This is a genomic window from Thalassotalea sp. HSM 43, assembly GCF_004752005.1.
In the GTDB taxonomy this organism is placed as follows: Bacteria; Pseudomonadota; Gammaproteobacteria; order Enterobacterales; family Alteromonadaceae; genus Thalassotalea_A.
Genome location: NZ_CP038493.1, coordinates 1,653,407 through 1,674,288, shown reverse-complemented (window position 1 = coordinate 1,674,288; position 20,882 = coordinate 1,653,407). Strand labels below are relative to the sequence as shown.

The 20,882-nt window shown below is 43.9% G+C and carries 18 protein-coding genes; 15 read left to right on the top strand and 3 right to left on the bottom strand.

Going from position 1 to position 20,882, the window contains the following annotated elements; translation table 11 throughout:
* Window positions 1–1,602 carry an XrtA system polysaccharide chain length determinant gene (locus tag E2K93_RS07205; RefSeq protein WP_135438447.1) on the bottom strand — a complete coding sequence of 534 codons (1,602 nt, stop codon included), beginning with the start codon at window positions 1,600–1,602 and terminating at the stop codon, window positions 1–3.
* Window positions 1,603–1,654: 52 nt separating this feature from the next.
* Complete coding sequence (locus E2K93_RS07200; protein ID WP_135438446.1) at window positions 1,655–2,290, bottom strand: XrtA/PEP-CTERM system exopolysaccharide export protein; 636 nt, start codon at window positions 2,288–2,290, stop codon at window positions 1,655–1,657.
* Between the two features lie 175 nt (window positions 2,291–2,465).
* Here E2K93_RS07200 and E2K93_RS07195 point away from each other — a divergent pair, with 175 nt between their 5' ends.
* Genes E2K93_RS07195 through E2K93_RS07125 form a run of 15 tightly spaced genes read left to right on the top strand, consistent with a single transcriptional unit; the run spans window position 2,466 to window position 19,462 of the window.
* Entirely contained in the window at window positions 2,466–3,848 is a 1,383-nt protein-coding gene (locus tag E2K93_RS07195) for a TIGR03013 family XrtA/PEP-CTERM system glycosyltransferase (protein ID WP_228445541.1), read from the top strand.
* Window positions 3,849–3,857: 9 nt separating this feature from the next.
* Window positions 3,858–5,069: a TIGR04063 family PEP-CTERM/XrtA system glycosyltransferase gene (locus tag E2K93_RS07190; RefSeq protein WP_135438445.1), complete on the top strand. Its 1,212-nt coding sequence runs from the start codon at window positions 3,858–3,860 to the stop codon at window positions 5,067–5,069.
* The gene (locus E2K93_RS07185; protein WP_189637877.1) at window positions 5,062–6,165 is read left to right on the top strand and encodes a glycosyltransferase; all 1,104 of its coding nucleotides are present in this window, start codon (window positions 5,062–5,064) and stop codon (window positions 6,163–6,165) included. The genes E2K93_RS07190 and E2K93_RS07185 overlap by 8 nt, the downstream gene beginning before the upstream one ends.
* Window positions 6,162–6,668 carry a serine O-acetyltransferase gene (locus tag E2K93_RS17870; protein ID WP_135438443.1) on the top strand — a complete coding sequence of 169 codons (507 nt, stop codon included), beginning with the start codon at window positions 6,162–6,164 and terminating at the stop codon, window positions 6,666–6,668. The genes E2K93_RS07185 and E2K93_RS17870 overlap by 4 nt, the downstream gene beginning before the upstream one ends.
* Before the next feature lie 2 nt (window positions 6,669–6,670).
* Entirely contained in the window at window positions 6,671–7,810 is a 1,140-nt protein-coding gene (locus E2K93_RS07175) for a glycosyltransferase family 2 protein (RefSeq protein ID WP_135438442.1), read from the top strand.
* Window positions 7,811–8,986, top strand: a complete 1,176-nt coding sequence (locus E2K93_RS07170) for a hypothetical protein (protein ID WP_135438441.1) — start codon at window positions 7,811–7,813, stop codon at window positions 8,984–8,986.
* Window positions 8,986–9,978, top strand: coding sequence for a polysaccharide deacetylase family protein (locus E2K93_RS07165; RefSeq protein ID WP_189637876.1), 993 nt, complete (start codon window positions 8,986–8,988; stop codon window positions 9,976–9,978). The genes E2K93_RS07170 and E2K93_RS07165 overlap by 1 nt, the downstream gene beginning before the upstream one ends.
* Window positions 9,972–11,150, top strand: coding sequence for a hypothetical protein (locus E2K93_RS07160; protein WP_135438439.1), 1,179 nt, complete (start codon window positions 9,972–9,974; stop codon window positions 11,148–11,150). The genes E2K93_RS07165 and E2K93_RS07160 overlap by 7 nt, the downstream gene beginning before the upstream one ends.
* On the top strand, window positions 11,137–12,885 hold the full coding sequence (locus tag E2K93_RS07155) for an asparagine synthetase B family protein (protein ID WP_135438438.1): 1,749 nt from the start codon (window positions 11,137–11,139) through the stop codon (window positions 12,883–12,885). The genes E2K93_RS07160 and E2K93_RS07155 overlap by 14 nt, the downstream gene beginning before the upstream one ends.
* On the top strand, window positions 12,882–13,829 hold the full coding sequence (locus E2K93_RS07150; protein WP_135438437.1) for a hypothetical protein: 948 nt from the start codon (window positions 12,882–12,884) through the stop codon (window positions 13,827–13,829). The genes E2K93_RS07155 and E2K93_RS07150 overlap by 4 nt, the downstream gene beginning before the upstream one ends.
* A gap of 1 nt (window position 13,830) precedes the next feature.
* Window positions 13,831–14,913, top strand: coding sequence for a GNAT family N-acetyltransferase (locus E2K93_RS07145; protein ID WP_135438436.1), 1,083 nt, complete (start codon window positions 13,831–13,833; stop codon window positions 14,911–14,913).
* The gene (locus E2K93_RS07140) at window positions 14,910–16,181 is read left to right on the top strand and encodes an O-antigen ligase family protein (protein ID WP_135438435.1); all 1,272 of its coding nucleotides are present in this window, start codon (window positions 14,910–14,912) and stop codon (window positions 16,179–16,181) included. The genes E2K93_RS07145 and E2K93_RS07140 overlap by 4 nt, the downstream gene beginning before the upstream one ends.
* 2 nt (window positions 16,182–16,183) lie before the next feature.
* Window positions 16,184–16,915 (top strand): hypothetical protein, encoded by a 732-nt coding sequence (locus tag E2K93_RS07135; protein WP_135438434.1) that lies wholly within the window; start codon window positions 16,184–16,186, stop codon window positions 16,913–16,915.
* Window positions 16,916–16,958: 43 nt separating this feature from the next.
* Window positions 16,959–17,966, top strand: coding sequence for a glycosyltransferase family 4 protein (locus E2K93_RS07130; protein ID WP_189637875.1), 1,008 nt, complete (start codon window positions 16,959–16,961; stop codon window positions 17,964–17,966).
* Complete coding sequence (locus tag E2K93_RS07125) at window positions 17,963–19,462, top strand: lipopolysaccharide biosynthesis protein (RefSeq protein WP_135438432.1); 1,500 nt, start codon at window positions 17,963–17,965, stop codon at window positions 19,460–19,462. Before E2K93_RS07130 ends, E2K93_RS07125 begins: the two co-directional genes overlap by 4 nt.
* A gap of 7 nt (window positions 19,463–19,469) precedes the next feature.
* Here the strand turns inward: E2K93_RS07125 and E2K93_RS07120 are convergent, their stop codons facing one another.
* Complete coding sequence (locus E2K93_RS07120) at window positions 19,470–20,807, bottom strand: alkaline phosphatase family protein (RefSeq protein ID WP_135438431.1); 1,338 nt, start codon at window positions 20,805–20,807, stop codon at window positions 19,470–19,472.
* Window positions 20,808–20,882: the final 75 nt, after the last annotated feature.

Genomic DNA, 20,882 nt, shown 5'->3' with positions numbered 1-20,882 from the left:
TTAAAACACCCCTCTTAATTGACCGGACGCGATGGCAGGTACCAAGTGGTAGGTTATTAATGCACCTAGCACGAGAAATAGCAGTAGATTGGAGACAATGAACTTTCTCACGCTGCTACGGTACGTTGCTTGTATATTCAAATTATCGGTGGCGGCAACAATGCCGAATATTGGCAGCCCGCTTTCGCGGCTTAGTTGCACCGCGGAAAGGACTTTTGGACTTAAGGTAATAACGATGACGGCAACACCCGCACCCAAACCGGCACTAATGATTAATACCGCGATAAAAAACAATATACGCATTGGTCCAGACGGCTCTAATGGTATCCGCGGTGGATCGATGACGCGAAATTGAATTTTGTCTGAAGTCGCGTCTGCTTGTTTTGCCAGCGCTGCGGTTTCACGACGCGACAATAATTCTTCATACTTTTCTTTATTGATTTCATAATCTCGGTTTAAGCCGACAAGTTCTGCCTCAACTTCTGGCAAGGTATGAATTTTACTATTGAGTTCGTTTGCTTGCCCTTCATAATCGGCAACCCGTACTTTTAGTGAAGCAACGGTATTTTCCAGCTGATTCACCTGAATGCGCATCTCTTGATAGACCAAGTTCTCATTGGTTGCACTGGTGTTTAACGCCCCTTGTGCGTCAGGATTTTCTTTTATCGCGGCAAAGTAGCTTTCTAATTCTTGTTTACGTAAGCGTTTTAGTTCCGTTAGCGTTCTTCGTAACTCTTTTACATCAGGGTGCTGTTCGGTATAGCTTATCAACAGAGAATCAAGCTGGGTTTGCAGCTGCACAATACGCTCATCATAGGTTGTGGTCACCGTTGCATTATCAATAACGTTTTCCGAAATCGATTCGCTCATCGCATTTTCGCGAGTAAGTTGTTGTTTTGCCGATGATAATTGAGTTTGAGCTTCAAGTAGCTCAAGTCGAGTCGCTTTTAAGTCGGCATTAACTCTCGATAATGCCGAATAAAAACCACCGGAATCTGACGGCATAATGCCAGAATATTTTTGCTTGAATAGGGTTAATTTACGTTCTGCTTCTAGCAATTTACTTTCATATTCATTGATTTGCTTTTGCAAAAAGCGTTGTGCGGTATCGGTGTCACTGCGCGTTTCACCTAAGGTATTTTCAATGAATACAGTTAATGACGCTTGCACAATATCTTTTGCTAACTGCGGGTTAGCGGAAGTCATCGACAGCGAGTAAATGTTTTCTTTACCAAGGCTGCGGATAGAAATTTCGTCTTTTAGATCATCAATGATCGACTCATACTCGTCATTATTCTTGGCTGATACATCCAAGTCGGTCATGCGCGCAATGCGCTCTAAGTTAGGGCGGGAAAGCAGTGTTTTCACCATCAAGCGAACTTGCTGGTTTGGATCGGTTTCAACCATGATGCCTTTCATTAACGGCCGTAACAAAGACTGTGTATCTACATATACACGAGCCGATGACTCATATTGGTCAGGTAATGAAGACACAGCGAGCCAACCGATTGGACAAAGTAACCATGTGGAAATTATCACATAGTGTTTTTTCGCCCAAACGCCTAGCAGCAGTTCCTTGATTTTATCAATTTGTTCATGCATAACGACAATCTTTGTTATTGTTGATTTAGGTTAATAATCAGCGGATTAGCTATTAGAACCAAGCTTCCGGTATAACGATAATGTCTCCTGGAAGCACATCAACATTGGCTTTAATATCACCAGACTTTATTAAGTCCTCAATAGACAACTGATACTGGCGTTGCTTGCCATTTTCGATACGCACGAGTACGGCTTGGTTGCCGTCAGCAAATTCAGTTAAACCACCAACCGCAATCATGACATCAAGTAGTGTCATATTTTTGCCGTAACTGACAGCACGTGGTTGCGCTGCCTCACCTATTACCCGTATTTGTTCATTGTAAGGACCAACAAAGTTACTCACCGTGACGGTAACAATAGGTTCTCGCAAATAGGTAGATAGGCGATCCTCAATGGCGCGAGCCAATTGAGTCGGTGTTTTACCCGAGGCGGGAATATCTTCAACCAAAGAGGTTGTTATCATACCGTCTGGACGGACAACAAAACTCCCCGATACTTCCGGATTACGCCACACGAATATATTGAGCTGGTCACCCGGCCCAATTAAATAATTATATGACGCCGCCGAATCGGTTTTGGCGGGATAAATGGTTGCAGGGGGTAAACCCTGACTACTTGTGCATCCAAATAAAGCTAAAAGAGCTGTAGCAGTTAACCAATTTCTGGCAGGAATAAATCCTTTACTCATTGCAAATGCCCCAACATATCAGTTTCTTCTTCGTATAGTTAGAGGTTAGTTCATCGCTGATTATTTGCACAAAATTTTTTTTAAAAAGACCTTGCTATCTGATTGATTGGTCTATCATTAGACATTGTCAGGCTAAATTTTCCGGGTAAAGATGTACCTGACTAAGGACAAGTTGGTGAACAATAATAATACGAACTACTCAACGTTTATGCAGAAGTTGTTATATGTCATGGATGTTGTGTTGCTAGGCGGAGCTCTGCTTATCGCAGACGGTCTCCCTGAAACACAGTTGCTGGCGATCAGTAACTGGTGGGTGATCGTTGTATTTATCATCTGTATGCAAACCTGCTTTTTAGGCTTGGGTTTGTATAAATCAAAATTACGTGAAAAGCTGCCAGGTATATTCCGTCGACTGGGCTTAGCTTTTGCCATTGGTTTTGTTCTTATGACCATGGCACGTAGTCTCTTTTCTATTACCGCCTTAAGTGGTGAAAATCTATTTAGCGCCTGCTTGTTGGCCGCTTTATTGACCTTTATTCTGCGTTATTTACTCGTCAAATTTAATGTTCTTGGCTTTACCAAGCGTAATGTGTTGATCCTTGGTTCTGGGCAACGTGCTTTGATCGTGCAAAAACGGATGCGCAGGGAGGTTGACCGAGAAAGTTTTAAACTGATTGGTTTTGTCTATATGGAAGGCGATATTAACTCCGACATAGATACGCAAAATATTATCCACCTCAATGGCTCTCTATATGACTATGTGATCAATAACAATGTTGACGAAATTGTTGTGGCAACCGATGAGCGTCGCGCCTTGTTGCCGGTCCGCGAACTGTTTGCGTGCAAACTTCACGGTGTGGTGGTATCGGAAATTCTTGATTTTATTGAGCGAGAAACCGGACAAATAGCGGTCAATTTAATTTATCCAAGCTGGGTAATTTATTCCGCCGGCTTTCAATCGAGTAATGACCTGCGTAATGGTTTTGATCGCTTATTCAATGTCGCCTTATCGGTCATTTTATTTCTCGCAACGTGGCCATTCATGTTGCTTACTTACTTTGCTATTAAAATTGAAGATGGTTGGTCAGCGCCTTGTTTTTATTGGCAAAAAAGGGTTGGTTTGCATGGCAATGTGTTCGCCATTGTGAAATTTCGCTCAATGCGCATAGATGCAGAAGAAAATGGCGCACAGTGGGCAGATAGCGAAGATGAACGAGTGACCAAAGTCGGCCGTTTTATTCGTAAATATCGCATCGATGAGCTGCCGCAAGTCTACAACGTAATAGCCGGTGACATGGGCTTTGTTGGGCCTAGACCTGAGCGCCCTGAATTTGTCGACGAGCTAAAGCAGCATATTCCCTATTACAACGAACGACATAATGTTAAGTCTGGCCTGACTGGCTGGGCACAACTTAAATACCCTTACGGCGCAACCGTCGCCGATGCAGAGGAAAAGCTTAAATACGATCTTTATTACATCAAGCATCGCAGTTTCCTATTGGATTTGTACATTCTTATCCAAACCGCAGAAATCGTTTTATTTGGTAAGGGACGTTAGGAGATCGAGATGAAAGTGTTACATGTATTTGACTACTCTTTGCCGAACATCAGCGGTTATTCGCTGCGCTCGGATGCTATTTTACGCCACCAACGAAAGCTGGGTATCGAAACGGTGCAAATGACCAGTCAACGATACCAAGAATTTAAATCACTTAAAGAAACTGCACGAGGTATTGAGTATTTTCGTACCCCTGCAGACAGGTCTTGGTTAGCGAAAATTCCTCTGATTGGCTATGTGTTTTACGTTCGCCATTTAGCCAAGCATATTGAACAACACGTGGTAACCGAGAAGCCTGATCTTATTCAGTGCCATTCACCAATGTTGAACGCCTTGGCGGCGGTACGTGTTGCCCGTAAGCACAATATTCCTATCGCCTATGAAGTGCGCGCATTATGGGAAGATGCCGCGGTTGATACCGGTAAAGTGAAAACCAATAGCCCGATGTATCGATTGATCAAATCGGTAGAGCAAAAAGCCTTTGAAACCGTCGATGCGGTGAGCTGTATTTGTGAAGGCTTGAAAAAAGACATTCAATCGCGTGGTATTGCCAGCAACAAAATATTTATCACCCCGAATGCGGTTGATTTAAGTAAATTTCAGCCATTAGTCGAAAAAGATCCGGAGTTACTGCAACGCTACCGTCTGGAAGATAAAAAAGTGATTGCCTTTATTGGCAGCTTTTTTAAGTACGAAGGTTTGTCTTATTTACTAAAAGCCATGTCGCACATCCTCAAACAACGCAAAGATATTCATTTGCTGTTAGTTGGCGGCGGTAACGAACGTGAAAACCTAGTGGAGCAAACCATCAAGCTGAGATTGGCTGAACATGTCACCTTTGTCGACAGGGTCAGTGCCGATCAGGTTGCGCGTTATTACTCTCTCGCCGATATCATGATTTATCCACGCGAAAGTATCCGTCTTACCGAATTAGTCACGCCGTTAAAACCGTTAGAGGCTATGGCACAAAATAAACCGGTTATCGCCTCAGATATCGGTGGCCATCGTGAATTAATACAAGACGGTGAAACGGGCTATTTGGTGCCGGCGCATGACGCTAAAGCGTTAGCACAACAAGTACTAAACGTTATCGATGATGAACAGGAATTAGCGAAAATAACCGCCAATGGCCTCGATTATGTCACCGTGCAAAGAACCTGGGATGCGACCGCTGCTCAATACGCTGATGTTTATAGGAAGCTGGTTAGCGCGCATGAGTAAGTCTGTATTGGTGATTACCAATTTATATCCGGTTCCCTGGGCACCTAACCGTGCCAGTTTTAACCGTACGCAGTTTCAAAAATTGGCCCAATATCATCAACTCAATATGGTGGTCTTAGTCGGTTGGCTAGAGTGGTGGCGTCATCGTCATCAGGCAAAAAGCAGTGAACACGTGCTCTATTGCCCCTACTTTTATATCCCTAAATTTGCCCGCTCTTTGGTGCCATTTTTCCAGTACCTGAGCTTATTGTGTTTGTTATCACGGATACGTGCATTTAAAGCCTCGGCAATTTTAGCCAGCTGGGGTTACCCAGATGCAGTGGCGGTCTCGATGTTAAACCGCCATTTAAAGTTGCCGATGTTTGTCAAAGTACATGGCACAGACATTAATGAACATATTCAATATCCAAGGCGCAGACGTCTAATGCGCAAGTACCTTGGCAAAGTGCAAGGTATCTTCGTGGTTAGTAAGGACTTACAAAGCCAGCTTAAAGCGATTGGTATCGCCGACGATAAATTGTGGCTTAACTATAACGGTGTCGATCAACAATTGTTTCATCCTGAAGATAATCAGCAAGCAAACCGTTGCATATTTATCGGCAGCTTGATTGCGAGCAAAGGTGTCAACGAGCTTATCGAAGCGTTTGTGCAATTAAGTCAGGGCAATCCTGAATATCATCTTGATGTGGTTGGCGAAGGGCCGTTATATCCGCAGCTGCAACAGCAAATAATAGCCGCGAACATGCAACAGCAAATTAGCTTACATGGCAGCATCGCCGCCGATAAAGTCAGTCAATTGTTGGCTAAATCATCGCTGTTAATTCTGCCCAGTTATCGCGAAGGTGTGCCTAACGTGGTACTAGAGGCCTTTGCTTGTGGCGTGCCCGTTGTGGCAACCAATGTCGGTGGTATTCCAGAGGTTGTTACCGAACAATCCGGTATTTTGGTGCGCAAAGGTGATGCTCAGCAACTGCACGATGCGATCGAAAAAGCCATGCACAATGTCTGGGATAAACAGCAAATACTGGCGCATGCCGGTAATTTTAATTGGCAACGCAATGTTGATTTTGTGCGCCAGCGTATGGAGTTGATATGAAGCAGTTTATTGATGATATTCGCCAAAAGCAGCGCTTTTATCAAAGCCAAGGCTTTTATACCAGCTTCTTACGAGCGTTAAGCAGCGACGGTACGTTAGCGGTGATGTTGTATCGCTTAACCGGATTCTTTATTAAATATCGCTTATCACCATTAGCGTGGTTAACCCATAAGTTCAATGTGTTGACCACGGGCTGTGTGATTGGTGTACGCGCCAAATTCGACACCGGTTTTATCTTGTTACACCCAATCGGCGTGGTGATTAATTCTAAAGTTCAAGGCGGGCGCAATGTGGTTATCGAAAGTGGTGTGGTCATAGGCGATGAAAAAGGCCAAGCCCCGGTGCTTGGTGACAATGTATTTATTGGCAGTGGCGCCAAGGTAATTGGTGGTATCAGCATTGGCTCTAATGCAAAAGTTGGTGCCAATGCGGTGGTTGTTAAAGATGTCCCTGAAAACGCTACCGTGGTGGGCATTCCGGCAAAAGAAATTGTAAGGAACTAGACATGACCCTGGTATTTTTTATTTGCCTATTGCTGATCCTATATGGCTATTTTATTTATCCGGCGGTGCTGTATTGGCTGTCGCAAAAATACGGTGAAGAGCCGGGCAGTTGCAGCGATTATCCGGATGTCGCAATTGTTATTGCTGCGTTTAATGAAGAGCAAAGCATTGGCCAACGAATTGAGAATTTACAGCAATTGCAGTACCCAGGCCAATTGCACTTTTATATTGGCTCTGATGGCAGTAGCGACAATACCAATGACATTCTGGCGCAAATAGATGACCCGCGTTTGCAGGTGTTTGCATTCAGTGAAAACCGCGGAAAAATAAGTGTGCTTAACGATCTAATGGCACAAGTTGAGCAAGATATCGTGGTGTTAAGTGACGCCAATACCGAGTTTGCCATTGATGCGGTAAGCGAATTGGTCAGTGGCTTTGTCGACGGTGTTGGTGCGGTGTGCGGCAAACTGCATCTATATAACAAGCAAGATAATCAAAACCAAGACGGTATGTATTGGCGTTATGAGAACTTTCTCAAATTTCATGAATCCCGATTGGGTGCCTTACTGGGTGCCAATGGTGCTATCTATGCAATGCGCAAATCGTTGTATCAACCATTACCCAAAGACACCGTCGTCGATGATTTTACCATCGTCATGAATATTAAAAAGCAGGGCTATAAAGTTGTCTATCGCACGCTGGCAAGTGCGCGAGAAGAAGTGGCACCATCTTTGGGCGATGAGTTTGGCCGTCGTGTCCGTATTGGCTTAGGCAATTACAAAGCGTTAAAACAGTGCCTTTGGGCATTAGCCCCTGAACATGGCATTTTGGCGTGGTGTTTTTGGTCGCATAAAGTCGTGCGTTGGTTTATTCCACATATGCTGGTGTTGTTGTTATTCAGCAATTTATTTTTACTACAACATGGTTTTTTCCAGTTCACCTTATTAGCGCAAATCGTCTTTTATGGCGTTGCTTGGCATGCCATACACAAATTACAAAATCACAATTATGTCGCCAGTTTACAGGCTACAGCGGCATTTTTTCTATTAATGAACTTGGCTCTGCTAAAAGGCTTTTGGCAGTTCTGCCTTGGCAATAAGCAAGGCCAATGGCAGCGCACCGCAAGAGGGGGTGATAGCTAGATGTTTATGTTAGTTGTTCTATTACTACTGATACTCGGCTCGGTGGCGGTTTTGCGGGTCATTTATCAAAAGAATATGCATATTTGGTTGCCATCTTTCTTGCGTGCAAAGCTAAACAAGCCAAAGGTAAGCGGAACCAAGCACGTGTTGTTTTGTTTTGCCGATCATTTTGAACCTATGTGGCGTACCGATGATATTAACGTCGAGCGACGCCGCGTTGATCGCTGGTGTAAAGACTATCGCGTGATGGCAAGCAAACATAAAGACAGTGACGGTTGTGTGCCTAAACACAGCTTTTTTTATCCCGCTGAAGAATACCGTTATGAGCACTTGGCGAAATTATCCGCATTGTGTGCCGAAGGTTTTGGCGAAATCGAAATTCATTTGCATCACGACAATGATACGCCGGATAACTTTTGCCAAACCATGCGAGAATTTGCTCATACCCTACATTATGAACACGGCGCATTGCCCTATTGTTCGCAAACGGAACAAATAAAGTATGCGTTTATTCATGGTAACTGGGCCTTAGATAATTCCCGTTCAGATTGCATGTGGTGTGGGCTCGATAATGAATTGCAACTGCTTAAAGAAACCGGTTGCTATGTTGATATGACCTTGCCGTCTGCACCAAGTGAGACACAAACCCGCAAAGTAAACTCGATTTATTATGCCAGCAATGTACCTGGCAAGCGCAAGAACCATGATTGGGGAGTGGATGTACAAACCAATGTTGCTGCCAGCGGTGACTTGATGCTTATTCAGGGGCCTCTTGGCTTTAATTTTAAAATGCCGGGGCGCAAAGGTGTGCCTCATATTGAAAATGGCGATGTCAGAAAGAAATTGCCACCAATTCCAGCGCGGGTCGATTTGTGGGTAAATTCACATATTCATGTTAAAGGACGACCGGAGTGGATTTTTGTCAAAGTGCACACCCATGGCACGCAAGACGATGATATGGAGACGCTACTTGGTCGTGCTCGTGATGAAATGCATGACTATTTAGAGCAAACCTATAACGATGGTGAAAACTACCTGTTGCACTACGTTAGTGCCAGAGAGATGTACAATATTGCTAAAGCAGCGGAAGCCGGTGAACAAGGTAACCCGAATCAGTTTCGGGATTATGAATTAAATAAACCTTCATTTCGCTCGGTGGCGGTGAAGGAGGCGTAGTGAAGGATTCGATACTGCGCTTAAAAAGTCGCTTAATTCGCACTTTGAAGCTGGAAAACCTGCTGTTCAAGTTTTTGCCGAACGGCATTTATGTGTTTAATTTGCATCGTATTGGCGATCGCCATAGTTGTCAGTTTGACCGTAATATTTTTTCCTGTGGTGTCGACCAATTTGAACAATTCCTATTGCTACTAAAAGCCAGTTTTGACGTGGTCGATGTTGCGACGTTATCGCAAATTCTTGATGAACAGCAACCTATCAATAAACGTTTAGCCGTCATTACCTTTGACGATGGCTACAAAGACTGCATTGATAAAGCCGCGCCGTTATTAGTTAAATATCAATTACCTGCAGCATTTTTCATTACCACTGATTTTGTTGGCAGTGAACGCATTCCGTGGTGGGATGAAATGGCATTTTTGTTGCGCCAGTCAACTGGTCGGGTATTTAAAAGCTTGAGCACCGGGCAAGACATCAATCTGCAACCGAACACCATTGAAAAACAAATCGCGCAAGTCATATTTACCAGTAAGCGAGACAACAATCACACTCTGGTGCAGATTCTTGACGACATGCGCGAGCAGTTTCCTCAGGCGCGGGCGCAATTAGCGCAACAAAGTAACTCGTTATTTATGAACTGGCAGGATATTCACCAGTTAAAAGATATGGGCATGGACATCGGTTCGCACGCCAAAACTCATAATATTTTGGCGCGCATGAGCACAGAGCAACAACTGCATGAATTGACTCTATCTAAACAAGTTCTTGAGCAGCAACTTAATCAACCGATTAAATATCTGGCGTACCCAGTGGGGCGTTATCACTGTTTCGATCAGCACACTCTCGACAATGCAAAAGTCGCGGGATACTCATTAGCGTTTAACAATGAAAAAGGCAAAAATCGCTTTATTTCAGAACGTTACAGTATCAATCGCTACTGCTTTGATGAGGGTGATCTTTCCACTTTAAAACTGAATTGTATTGTATGGTAAAGGCAGCTAAAGCATTGATCCTAGCGACGGGACCTAATGGTCTTGGGGCTTTGCGCAGCCTGCAAAAAGCAGGCATTAGCTGTGATGTTATCGTTGATAGCCATGATGATGTCAGCTGGTATTCCCGTATCCCTGTCAACAAACAACGCTTTAATCATGACAACGAAAGCGAGTTGATGTCGCTGCTGCGCAGCTGGCCCGGTAAAAATCAGGTGCTGATTCCTACCTCCGATTGGTACGTTAATTTTATTGAACGTCATCAGCAGGTATTGTCGCAAAAGTTTAAGTATGCCTTGCCGTCAGAGTATAAAAATGGCGACTTTATCGATAAGCGCGAAGAAGTATTAAAGGTACAAGCGTTTGTCAATTTGCCAGTATCGATGACGCATTTACCTGACACCGCTGAGGCTTTGGTAGAGCAATGCCAATTGCCGATTATAATCAAACCGCGTAGCCACCAGCACAACGTTTTTGCCCGCAAAAATTTGGTGGTTAACAGCCTTGCCGAGTTGCAAGAGTTTTACCAGCAATACGCGAGTCAATTGGATATGTTTATTGGCCAACACGTTATTGCTGGCGATGACGACAGCCAATGGGTATGCAATTGTGTTTTCGACCGACAACATCAACTGGTCAGTTATTTTACATTTCAACGCTTGCAGTTATCGCCACCGCATTATGGCGTCACCTGTCATGCACGCAGCGATTATAACGAAGACATCATAGAGCAGGTATATAAGCTCGGTGTCGGTTGCCGTCTCGTTGGACCGGTTATGGTGGAGTTTAAGTTTGATGCCAGTGATGGCAAATATAAATACATTGAACTCAATCCGCGGCTTGGCATGTGCAATTATTTTGATAGTCAGTGCGGCATCAACAACGTATTCGCGTCGTATCAGGTTGCCTTGAATTTACCTGTGCCGTCTTACCAACAGCAAAATGGCTGTTACTTTTTGAGTTTTTACGAAGATTTATATTCGCGCTACCGAGATGGACAGAGCTTTGCCGACATATGCAAAGCGTATTGGCGCACCTTAGGTAGTCGTTACTTTTTTATCTATTTTAGCTGGCGCGATCCTTGGCCCGCCATGGTGGTTGGTTGCGTGCAACTTAAGCGCTCCTTTTTGGCGTTAACCCGAAAGTTTAGCAGGGGGGATAATGTTCGGCTTTAACCTGCAATTAGATATGAACAGCGATCCACTTGCTTGGCCACAATCGGCGCAAGTTGATGTCGCTGACAGCAGTCAACATTGGTTGGATGAAACCTTAGACAATGGTGATCGTCTGCTGTTATTTGGTTATTTCTGGGGATGCGCCCTAGAAGAGCTGCGTGCCGACATGCAAGCTCGACAATTTACTAAGTTATGCAATTTAGACGGTCATTTTTGCGGTGCAATCATTAGCCAAGGCAAGGTCTACTTATTTGTTGATCGCTATCGCGGCAAAGGTATGTATTGGCGCCAAGTTAAGCAACAATTGCAGCTCACCAGTCATTTACAAAATTTTCCGGTCGGTGATTTGCAGTTCAGCCAGCAAGGTTGGCAGCAATGTACCCGATTTAGGTTGGAGACTTGGTACCAAGGTTATTATTTGCATATTGATCGCTTACCAACACGAAGCTATGCGGTTATAGAAAAACATCAGCAACAGGTGTCGCAATACGATTGGAATCATACCGCGCTCAGTCAAACCAATTTTGAACAGCAATGCCAACGTACGGAGCAAGCGTTATTCAATAATTTACTGAACGCCAAAAAACAGCACCGCAAAGTGGCAATTTTGCTCAGCGGTGGCGTGGATAGTTCGCTATTGGCTGCGATGTCCAAAAAGGTGTTTGATGACTGTATTTTAGTCTCAGCCCGTTATAACAATTACCCCGGCGAATTGGCCATGGCTGCAAAATTTGCCGGCGCCTTAAAGTTGCCACATTTGGTGGTTGATATCGATGAGAAAGACATTGAGCAAGATCTGACGACCATTCTCAAGCATTATCGCAAACCATTAAGGCATTACAGTTCCTTGGTGATGATGGCCATGCTCAAAGCCATACCAAAGCAATATACCGGCATTGTTTACGGTGAAGCGGCTGATACGGTGATGGGATCGAACGCGGTAAAGAAAGCGAAAACCAGGTTAATGCTAAAACGCCGTCTACCAAAACAGTGTGCATATCTTATTGAAAAACTTGGCTTAGCCCAGTCGGGGAAATTTAAGTTTATTCGAGAGGCATTACAAAGCTCTGAAAAGTGTATTTTGTTACGCAGTTTTGCCATCCAGTTTAAACAACATTCGTTGGATTTCTGGCATTCTCAATGCCCAGAATCAATCAGTAATATGGATAAAATAGATTGCGTCAGCTTGGCTGAAGATGGGGCTCGTATCGGCGTCATGAATTTTGCAATCGACAATGAGGTGGCTCAGCATTATGACGAAACTGAGGCCATCGCTGAGCTTAGCAATAGGCAAATTATTTCGCCATTTATGGACCAACAGGTATACAACATCTCGTTGTCGTTAACCGATAAGCAGTATTTCGGCGGTAAGTGGGCTAAACCCATTTTACGACACTTAGCGAGTCAATATTATCCTCGCGATTGGCTTTATCAACAAAAGTTAGGCTTCCCCGTACCCGCCAGGCAATGGATAAAAGGTCCGTTAAAGTCTCTGGCATGCGAGGCTGAAACTATCCTCGATAGCTTGCATGTTGATTATTCGCAACTCAACCATGATGCAGATTATGAGGTGTATTGGTTGTTGGTAAATTTACACTTGTTGGCGCGTTTCAATGGCGGTAGCTACCTCACGGATTTATTTTCTCAAAGCCGTTGTAACAACAAGTCAACTGTCTCGTCCAGTGACGATGTAGGTATCAATTTTCAACGTAACAAGGAACGTGCATTAAGATGAGCATGAAATACGCCATTAAATCCCAATTGCGTCATATTGCCAATAATAGTTTGGGCCGCTTGCATCTGCGCCAACAAAGCGACAAAGAAAATATTTTGTTGTTTTCAAATCGCCGTGGTGGATCGACTTGGCTAATTGAATTGTTATCAGCGGAACCTAGAACCAAACGCAGCGTTGAGATTTTTGATGTCACCTTAAATCATAATCCGTATCGTCATCGTTTACCGCAAGCCCAAGACGGGTTTTTTGTCGATTTGAATGACAGCGAAAAACGCCAATTATTAGATTACTACCGAGATATTGAATCCGGGCAGATCGTTTACAACACGCAATGGAAGTTTTGGCAGCCACCTTATAATTTTGTTTATGATCGGCAAATATTTAAATTCTTTTACGTAAAAAACTATATTGCCGATTTCGCTGAGAATTTCAGTGGTCAAATCATTTTTCAAATGCGCCACCCTATTGCAACGGCGATGTCGATAGATAGGCTTGGCTGGCCTTGTTGCGCCAAAGCGTATCTTTCGAGCCAGCAACTGGGCAGTTTACTGACTGAGCAACAACGTCATGTCGGGCAGCAAGTTTTGCAACATGGCAGCTCGCTTGAAAAGCATGTGTTAGGTTGGTTTTTGGAAAATTGGATACCAATTAGCTTAGCGCCGAAATCATCTTGGCTGGTGCTGCAATATGAACATATGGTGCGCAAACCCGAAGATACCGCCAAACAATTAAGCTCGCAGTTGCAATTGACCGGCAGCGAGCAGTTTATGGCCAATTACCGCAAGCCATCATACAACGCATTTGACTCGCGACAAAAAATTGAACGCTATGACGAAGAGCAATTATGTGAAGGTTGGCGCGACAAATTAGACATTAGCAAGCAGCCATTACTGGCTGAGATTTTTCAGGCGTTTGATAACCCATTTTACCGGTGGGACTACTGATATGGCGTTTACGGTAAAACACATCACCAGATTAGAAAAATTGCTCCCTTATCGGCAGGCTTGGGAGCAATTGCGTCAAGAGGTTAATCTTGGATTTTGTAGTAGCTTTGATTGGTTGTACTTATGGGCCGAACGTTATCTGAAAAAATCCGATAAGCTGGCGGTGCAATTGTATTATAACGAGCAAAAGCTGGTTGCTGTAATACCTATTTATTTTCAATCGACTTGGTCAGGACTGGAGTTGTTTTTCCTTGGTCAAGGCGAGTCTGAGCATGAAGAGGTCGCCAGCGAATTTCAGGATTTTTTACTCGACTCGACATACCAACAAGAAGTGTTTACCGCCTTTAATCGTTACCTTAAATCAATAACGAACCTACAACGGTTGCAGTTCAGTCAAGTGTTAAGCAACAGTCATTGTGCTCAGTTTTGCCAAAATTATTTGCCTGCAGATGCTGATGTTGTTGAGAGCGCAAGTCGCGTACGTTACTTTTTGCCGGTCGCCAATTATTCTCGTTCCATTAACAGTGCCAGCGCACGCCGAAAAATGCTTAAGAACCTCTCTGAATACGGCTTGACCTTGGTCTTGCCCGATAGCATCAAAGAGGTTGAAAACATGTATCAACAATTGGTGGCGCTGCATCAATCGGCATGGCGCGCCAAACAAAAGCCTGGCGCATTTAGTAGCGCTCGCTTTATTGAATTTCATCGTCAGTATATTCGCAAACTTTGGCAACAAAGACGGATTATGATGTTTGCATTACAACGCCAGCAGCAAACCGTAGGTGTTTTCTATGGCGTTATCGACGGCGATATTCTCAGTTATTATCAAAGTGGCCTTGATATTCACGAGGTCAACAACATTGGCTATGTGATGCACGCTCAAGCGTTAACTTTGGCGGAATCTGACGGCCTTACACAGTACGACTTGATGGCAGCATCATCGGTGAGCTATAAGCGTTTTATCACCTCCAATACGGAACCAGTGGTTAGTTTACGCTGCCGCTTTTCGGCAAAAAACTGGGCACAGCGGTTGTTGGCGCTTAAAGACAAGTTGATGGTCAATTTCAGGAGACCGGTGATATGACCTTCCTGATCCTGTGCTTGTACTTTGTCTTCGTCATTATTCGTCCACACGAATGGTTTAAAGCGACCGAAGAATGGGAAGTGGCGCGATATACGGTATTAGTCTGTGCCGTGGCTTATGTCATGTTTGAGGATAATAAGTTCTGGCCTAAACAACTGACTTTATTGTTAGGGGTGGCGCTGGCTATTTTATTGTCGATGCTGTTCACCGGCTGGGTTGGCGGTGGTGTTACTCGTATGGGTATCTTCTTTTTCTCATCGGTGATTCCGGTGCTGCTTATCGGCAATATCGTTAAACATCAATGGCAGGTAGAGTGGCTGATGCGCATCATGGTGCTGGCGACCTGTATCATGGTCTATCACGGCTATGTGCAGATGAATTCCCCACTTGGTATCGGTTGGTCTGGGCAAGGCTTGATCATGGATCGCGCCACCTATATTGGTGTTTACAGCGATCCAAATGACTTTGGTATGTATGTGCTTATCACCTTGCCAATGATGTTTTATTTGCTAGGACAAAGCCAAAGCTTTTTCGGCAAGAATTACTATCGCTTGGCGATATTAGCAAGCATGTATGGTATATGGATTTCAAATTCCCGAGGCACCCTAGTTGGTGCTTTAGTACTTGCTGGTTATTACTTTTATAAGAAGTTTGGCATGGTTAAATCGTCGATTGTCGGTGTTATTACCTTTCCGGCGATTTTATGGGTAACCGGCAAGTTTAGAACCATCGATTTGGATGAAAATTCAGCACAAGATCGGGTCTTAGCCTGGTATGACGGCTTTCATATGTTTCTCGATAATGTGCTGTTTGGTATAGGCAAGGGCTGGTTCACCGATTTTCACGAACTGACCGCACATAATTCGTATATTTTGGTGATGGCAGAGCTGGGGCTATTCGGCTTTGTTTTTTGGTTTGGTTGCCTTTGCTTTTCTATGTTGCAGATGTCCGGCGTGTTTGCCGATAAGGTCAGCAAAATACAAACCACCATGTTTTACAGTTTATTAGCATTCGCGTCGACCGGGTTTTTCTTGTCTCGAAGCTTTTCTAATATTCTCTATATCCTGCTTGGTTTAAGTGCCGCAGTGTGGTGGCAAAAATACCATCAGGATAAAGAAAGCAAACCGTCAACGAAAAAACTGAAAGGTGATGAGCAGACATTTGACATTGCTGAAGTGCAAACGAAACAAATGAGCATGGCGTTGGTGATAGCACCGATTGCCGTCGTATTTATTTATTTAGTCATTAAGATTTTGTTAATTATATAACGATGAAAGAAAAATTTAAGAAAGCTATATCAATTTTCAAGCAAATGATGGATATGCCCAGCGTATCTATAGACTTGCAGTTGGATAAAACAGGCAGTAATGATCCGTTTTTTAAACAGATCACTGAAGAGTTTTATAGTAATGCTATGTCGCGACACAATAAGTACTTTTTAGTGCGGCAGTTGCAATACGGTGTTGCCTTATTTGCGGCACCTGAGGCGGACAAAGACTACTTTATGAGTATCGAAAGTTCTGCCAGACGCAATTATCGCAAAGCGGTGCGCTTTAACTATGAAACCCGGCCAATTAATTTCAACGAACATTTGGACGATATTTGGGATATTCGCAAATCGGCTAAAGTTCGACAAGGCAAAATGCCGACTGACTTTATCAGCCAAAGACCGCATGAGCGCACCATCCACAACAGTAACAATGAGTACCATGACTATTGTTATTACGGCGTTTTCGATGAAAACCAAAAACTCGTTGCTTATGCAGGATTTTTAATTGCCGGTCAGTTGTGCATGCTTGAACATATCTACGGTCACGCCGATGTACAAAAACTCGGGGTGGTGCCACAGCTTATTATTGATGCCTACCAAGACATTACCGAACGCCATCCACAGGTAAATTTCTATGCCTATGGTTCATTTTTTGGTGCCAGTGATAACTTAAAACGATTTAAAAAGAAGATGGGTTTCAAGCCATACCGTGTTGATTGGCAGCTGAATTGATAACAAGACAATGAAAATAGTGCATGTGGTGAGTAGTTTGAATATGGGAGGAGCTGAACGCTTTGTCGTTGATCTTGCCTGTTTTCAACGTCAGCAGATGCACGACGACAGCATCATCTTATCCATGGGGCAAAGCTCTGATGCGCTATTTGAGCAAGTTAACAACAGCTCACAAAAATTGCTATTAGCGAGTAAGGTAGGGCAAATAAGAGCGATATGCCAAGACGCCGATGTTGTTCATGTGCACTCAAGTTACTGTTTATTCAGAGTCACCTTAGCGCTCATCGGTTTAACAGCGAAAATGGTTTACACCCGCCATAACCAACATCCATTACTGAGTCTTAAGTGGCGAGTATTGTATCGATTGGTGTTTATGCGATTGCATAAAGCCATCTTTGTTAGTGACGCCGCGCAAAAAAAATTCGTCACACACTATCCTCAATACCAAGATAAAACCCAAGTGGTGTTAAATGGCTTGTCGGCGATTGATATCAGCCGCGAAAAAGGCAGCGAGCAAGGGCTATTAAACATCGTTCATGTGGGGCGCTTTGTTGCCTTAAAATCGCAACATGTGCTAATTGAAGCGATCAGTAAATTACCGCTACCGAGTCGCCAAAAACTGGCGGTGAATTTTTATGGCGACGGCCCTTTAATGGCACAAAATCAGCAGCGTGCAGCGGCCTTTGGGCTTGAGCAAATCAGCCACTTTCACGGCAATGTGCAAGATAGAGAGAAGATATATCAAAACGCCGACCTGTTAGTCGTCACCTCAGAAACCGAAGGTTTATCCCTGGTCATTCTTGAAGCCTTTAGTTGTGGCGTACCCTGTGTTGCCAGTCGTGTTGGCGGTAATGTTGAATTGGTAAAACCGCAGCAAACGGGCTGGCTTTATGAGTATGCAGACAGTGATGCACTGGCACGTATCATTAATGATGTGATTACCGAGCCCGCTAAATTAGAGCAGGCTGCGACCCATTGTAAAGAGTACTTTTTTGCTCACTTTACCATGGATGTTTGCGCACAAAATTATCATCAGGTGTACCAGTCATGAGAGCCATAATGCAAACCGCAATGGCCGGTTTTCACCTATACAGTGAGTACATCTGTGGCATGCTGATATCGATCACCATTGCCCGTTCATTGACTACCGCGGAATACGGATTGTATTCCAGCATTATTTTTGTTGCCAGTGTTTTTACCTTGTCGGTTAACGCTGGCATGAACATCAATGTCACCAAGTTTGTTGCCGAAGTGAAGCACAAATCGCCGGATTACTTAGCGGCATTTTTTCACTTAGTGAATCGCTTGTTTTTAATACGCCTGTGTATCGCCATTAGCATTATTGCTCTGGTGATTTGGTTTGATTTTGACTTTGGTGTTTCCGCCAGTTTGGTGGCGTTTATTCTGTTGGGGGCGTCATTTAAAGCGCGTTACATGTTGAATTTGGCGATAATGAAAGGCATTCGCCGCTTTGATAAAGTCGCCTTGGTAAGCTTGATTGTAAACCCTCTTAACCTATTGGCGGTGATCATCTGTGCGGTGTTATTACCGGGATTGACTAATTTCTTAATTATTTACGCGGTCACCTGTTTATTGTTTTGGCTAGTAGTGATTCGTATTAGCAATGACCTGCCCAGTGCGCAGTTTAATGAGCAATTTGAGCAGCACTATCGAAGCCGCTTTATCAAACAGATGATCAGTGCCACGTTTGTGGTGATTTTTGCCGGTTTTACCTTTCGTCAAAGTCAGGTGTTAGTCTTACAAAGCAGTGATTTTCTCGAAGCCGCAGGCTTTTTTAACATCGCCTTTATTCTCTCCGGCGCGGCAATAACATTGGTGCCGGGTATCTACAAAGAGATTTTGCTACCTAAGATTGTCGTTGCCAGAGAAAACAAGGCCGCCGTCGGTGAGGTGTTACAAGCTGAACGCTATTTGATTATTCTCGCCGGTCTGGTGATATTTCCGCTGATTATCTACGCCAAAGAAGTGATTGCTCTGTTGTATGGTGAGCGTTATATGGCAGCGGTGCAACCATTGCAATGGTTGATGTTTTTCAAATTTATTGGCTTATTAAAAGAGGGAGCCAATTTGACCCTGATAAGCCATGACAAGCAAGATGTGCTTGCCTGGGTAAACGCTGGGGTGTTTGCCTTGATGTGTTTGCTTAGCCTGCTGTTAGTCAGTAATTATGGCTTGATGGCGGCGGTTTGGGTCTATGGCAGCTTATCGATCGTGCAATTGATTGGTTATATGCGATTTGCCAAACCGTTTGATTATAAAATGATGCCAATAACAAGCTTGTTACGCATCCTTATTCCAGGCATATGCATGGCACTTGTGGTGATGTTTTTGAATCGCTATATGGATGGTTGGTGGCGCGTTATACCAGGTAGCATAGTGTTTATTATTGGCTACGTACATTTACTGGTATTTTTCCGCGCCTTTGATACCACGGGGCAGCGCTTATTTCATTCCTTACAACGCAAGTCGCCACAACCACTTAAAATCTACTTTCGTTGGGCGAGCCAGCGTTTAACGCCAGAATAATCAGCGATTAAAATTGTTCAAGAATTACCGACGTCGCTTGCGTTAACTTAATGCGTTCTGCATTGCTGTCGCTGGCCTGTTGTTGTGACACCCAAAAAATGCCATCAGGGTGGTGCATGCCACTTTTGATATTGTCCGCCATATAGAAATAGTCAAAGAATCTATGCTGCTGACCGTCAATAACAAATTGACTGTTTTCATCGACTAAGCTATTCGCGGCACAGCCAGCGAAGACCTTATCGTCTTCCAGCACCAGTTTAAGAAATGGGGCGCCATCGGCAAAGGTAACGCCTTGTAATGCCTGATAGGCGGTCTCAGCTTGTTGCGTGTCGTTGAAACGCATATGGAACTGATGTGACATCACAGGGCTGACATCGAGTAATCCGTCGAAGTTAAATAAACTGACCACCTGGTCAAAATCAGTTGGTCGATAAAAGCGTCTACCACCATGCTCTTCTTCGGCAGTGAACGGTTGTTGGCTCAGCGCTGAAGATAAGACGATACAGGTATCTTTATCGGCCATTTTCATAATCCGGCCTAATAATTGGTCATGATTTTGATAGGCATACTCGATAGCACTACCAAACTCTTCGAGTTCTTTTTCACTGGCTTTTACCGCGAATTTTTGCGGCTCCATATAGCGCCAGTATTTATGTTGAAAATGCGCCGTTGAATTAGAGAAAAATACCGAAAAATGTGGGTTGAATTTCTTTAAGCCATAGCTGAATAAATCAAGCTGCAACCAATCAAGAATGGTGGCTTTGCGCCAGGCGCACGAGTCGCCGGTGTAGCGTTTCCAAAATACCGAGGCAATATGCTTAAGGGTGGCGATGGATAAACCACGGCGCAGCATAAAGGTTAAAAATTGCAGATAGCTTGCCGCACCCAGTTGAAATTTTTCATTGGAATGTTCCTGCACGTTGGCTCGAACAAAATTGAAAAACGTATTAAATTCTGCTGGAGACGCTTTGCTGTCCAGACTCCAAGGGTCTGGTAATGCCCAAATATTAGGGTCATTGCTGTCGTATTTAATGTTCATGCCACCGCATAACCAAGAGCGAAGGCCTTTTTTCGATAAGCGATCCCATATCGAGCTTTGTTTGAGGTTTTGCGCTTCGCCTAAACGAAATACCTTATGTTCATCATAGGCAACCCCAGTATGTAAGGTAACCCATTGGATCCAAGGCTCTAAGTATTCAACGTCACAGTTGGCATCGGTGATAAATTTTTGGCTTTGCGCTGCTAAGCGCGAAAAATTAGGAAGTTTGCCTTGCTGACAAAACTTATCTATCAGGCTAGGACAGAGCTCATTAAACTCAACCAAAATGACTTTTTTAGATTTCACGGTAACCCCAGAAAATGGTTATTTTTTTAAAGTGTAGACCTTAGATAGCATCTTCGCTAAATCAACAAGGCCCAG

Coding starts and splice junctions, on each gene's coding strand:
- E2K93_RS07160 (WP_135438439.1), top strand. CDS start 9,972: ATGGTAAAGGCAGCTAAAGCATTGATCCTAGCGACGGGACCTAATGGT.
- E2K93_RS07135 (WP_135438434.1), top strand. CDS start 16,184: ATGAAAGAAAAATTTAAGAAAGCTATATCAATTTTCAAGCAAATGATG.
- E2K93_RS07150 (WP_135438437.1), top strand. CDS start 12,882: ATGAGCATGAAATACGCCATTAAATCCCAATTGCGTCATATTGCCAAT.
- E2K93_RS07185 (WP_189637877.1), top strand. CDS start 5,062: ATGAGTAAGTCTGTATTGGTGATTACCAATTTATATCCGGTTCCCTGG.
- E2K93_RS07175 (WP_135438442.1), top strand. CDS start 6,671: ATGACCCTGGTATTTTTTATTTGCCTATTGCTGATCCTATATGGCTAT.
- E2K93_RS07170 (WP_135438441.1), top strand. CDS start 7,811: ATGTTTATGTTAGTTGTTCTATTACTACTGATACTCGGCTCGGTGGCG.
- E2K93_RS07155 (WP_135438438.1), top strand. CDS start 11,137: ATGTTCGGCTTTAACCTGCAATTAGATATGAACAGCGATCCACTTGCT.
- E2K93_RS07125 (WP_135438432.1), top strand. CDS start 17,963: ATGAGAGCCATAATGCAAACCGCAATGGCCGGTTTTCACCTATACAGT.
- E2K93_RS07145 (WP_135438436.1), top strand. CDS start 13,831: ATGGCGTTTACGGTAAAACACATCACCAGATTAGAAAAATTGCTCCCT.
- E2K93_RS07190 (WP_135438445.1), top strand. CDS start 3,858: ATGAAAGTGTTACATGTATTTGACTACTCTTTGCCGAACATCAGCGGT.
- E2K93_RS07205 (WP_135438447.1), bottom strand. CDS start 1,602: ATGCATGAACAAATTGATAAAATCAAGGAACTGCTGCTAGGCGTTTGG.
- E2K93_RS17870 (WP_135438443.1), top strand. CDS start 6,162: ATGAAGCAGTTTATTGATGATATTCGCCAAAAGCAGCGCTTTTATCAA.
- E2K93_RS07130 (WP_189637875.1), top strand. CDS start 16,959: ATGGGAGGAGCTGAACGCTTTGTCGTTGATCTTGCCTGTTTTCAACGT.
- E2K93_RS07140 (WP_135438435.1), top strand. CDS start 14,910: ATGACCTTCCTGATCCTGTGCTTGTACTTTGTCTTCGTCATTATTCGT.
- E2K93_RS07200 (WP_135438446.1), bottom strand. CDS start 2,290: ATGAGTAAAGGATTTATTCCTGCCAGAAATTGGTTAACTGCTACAGCT.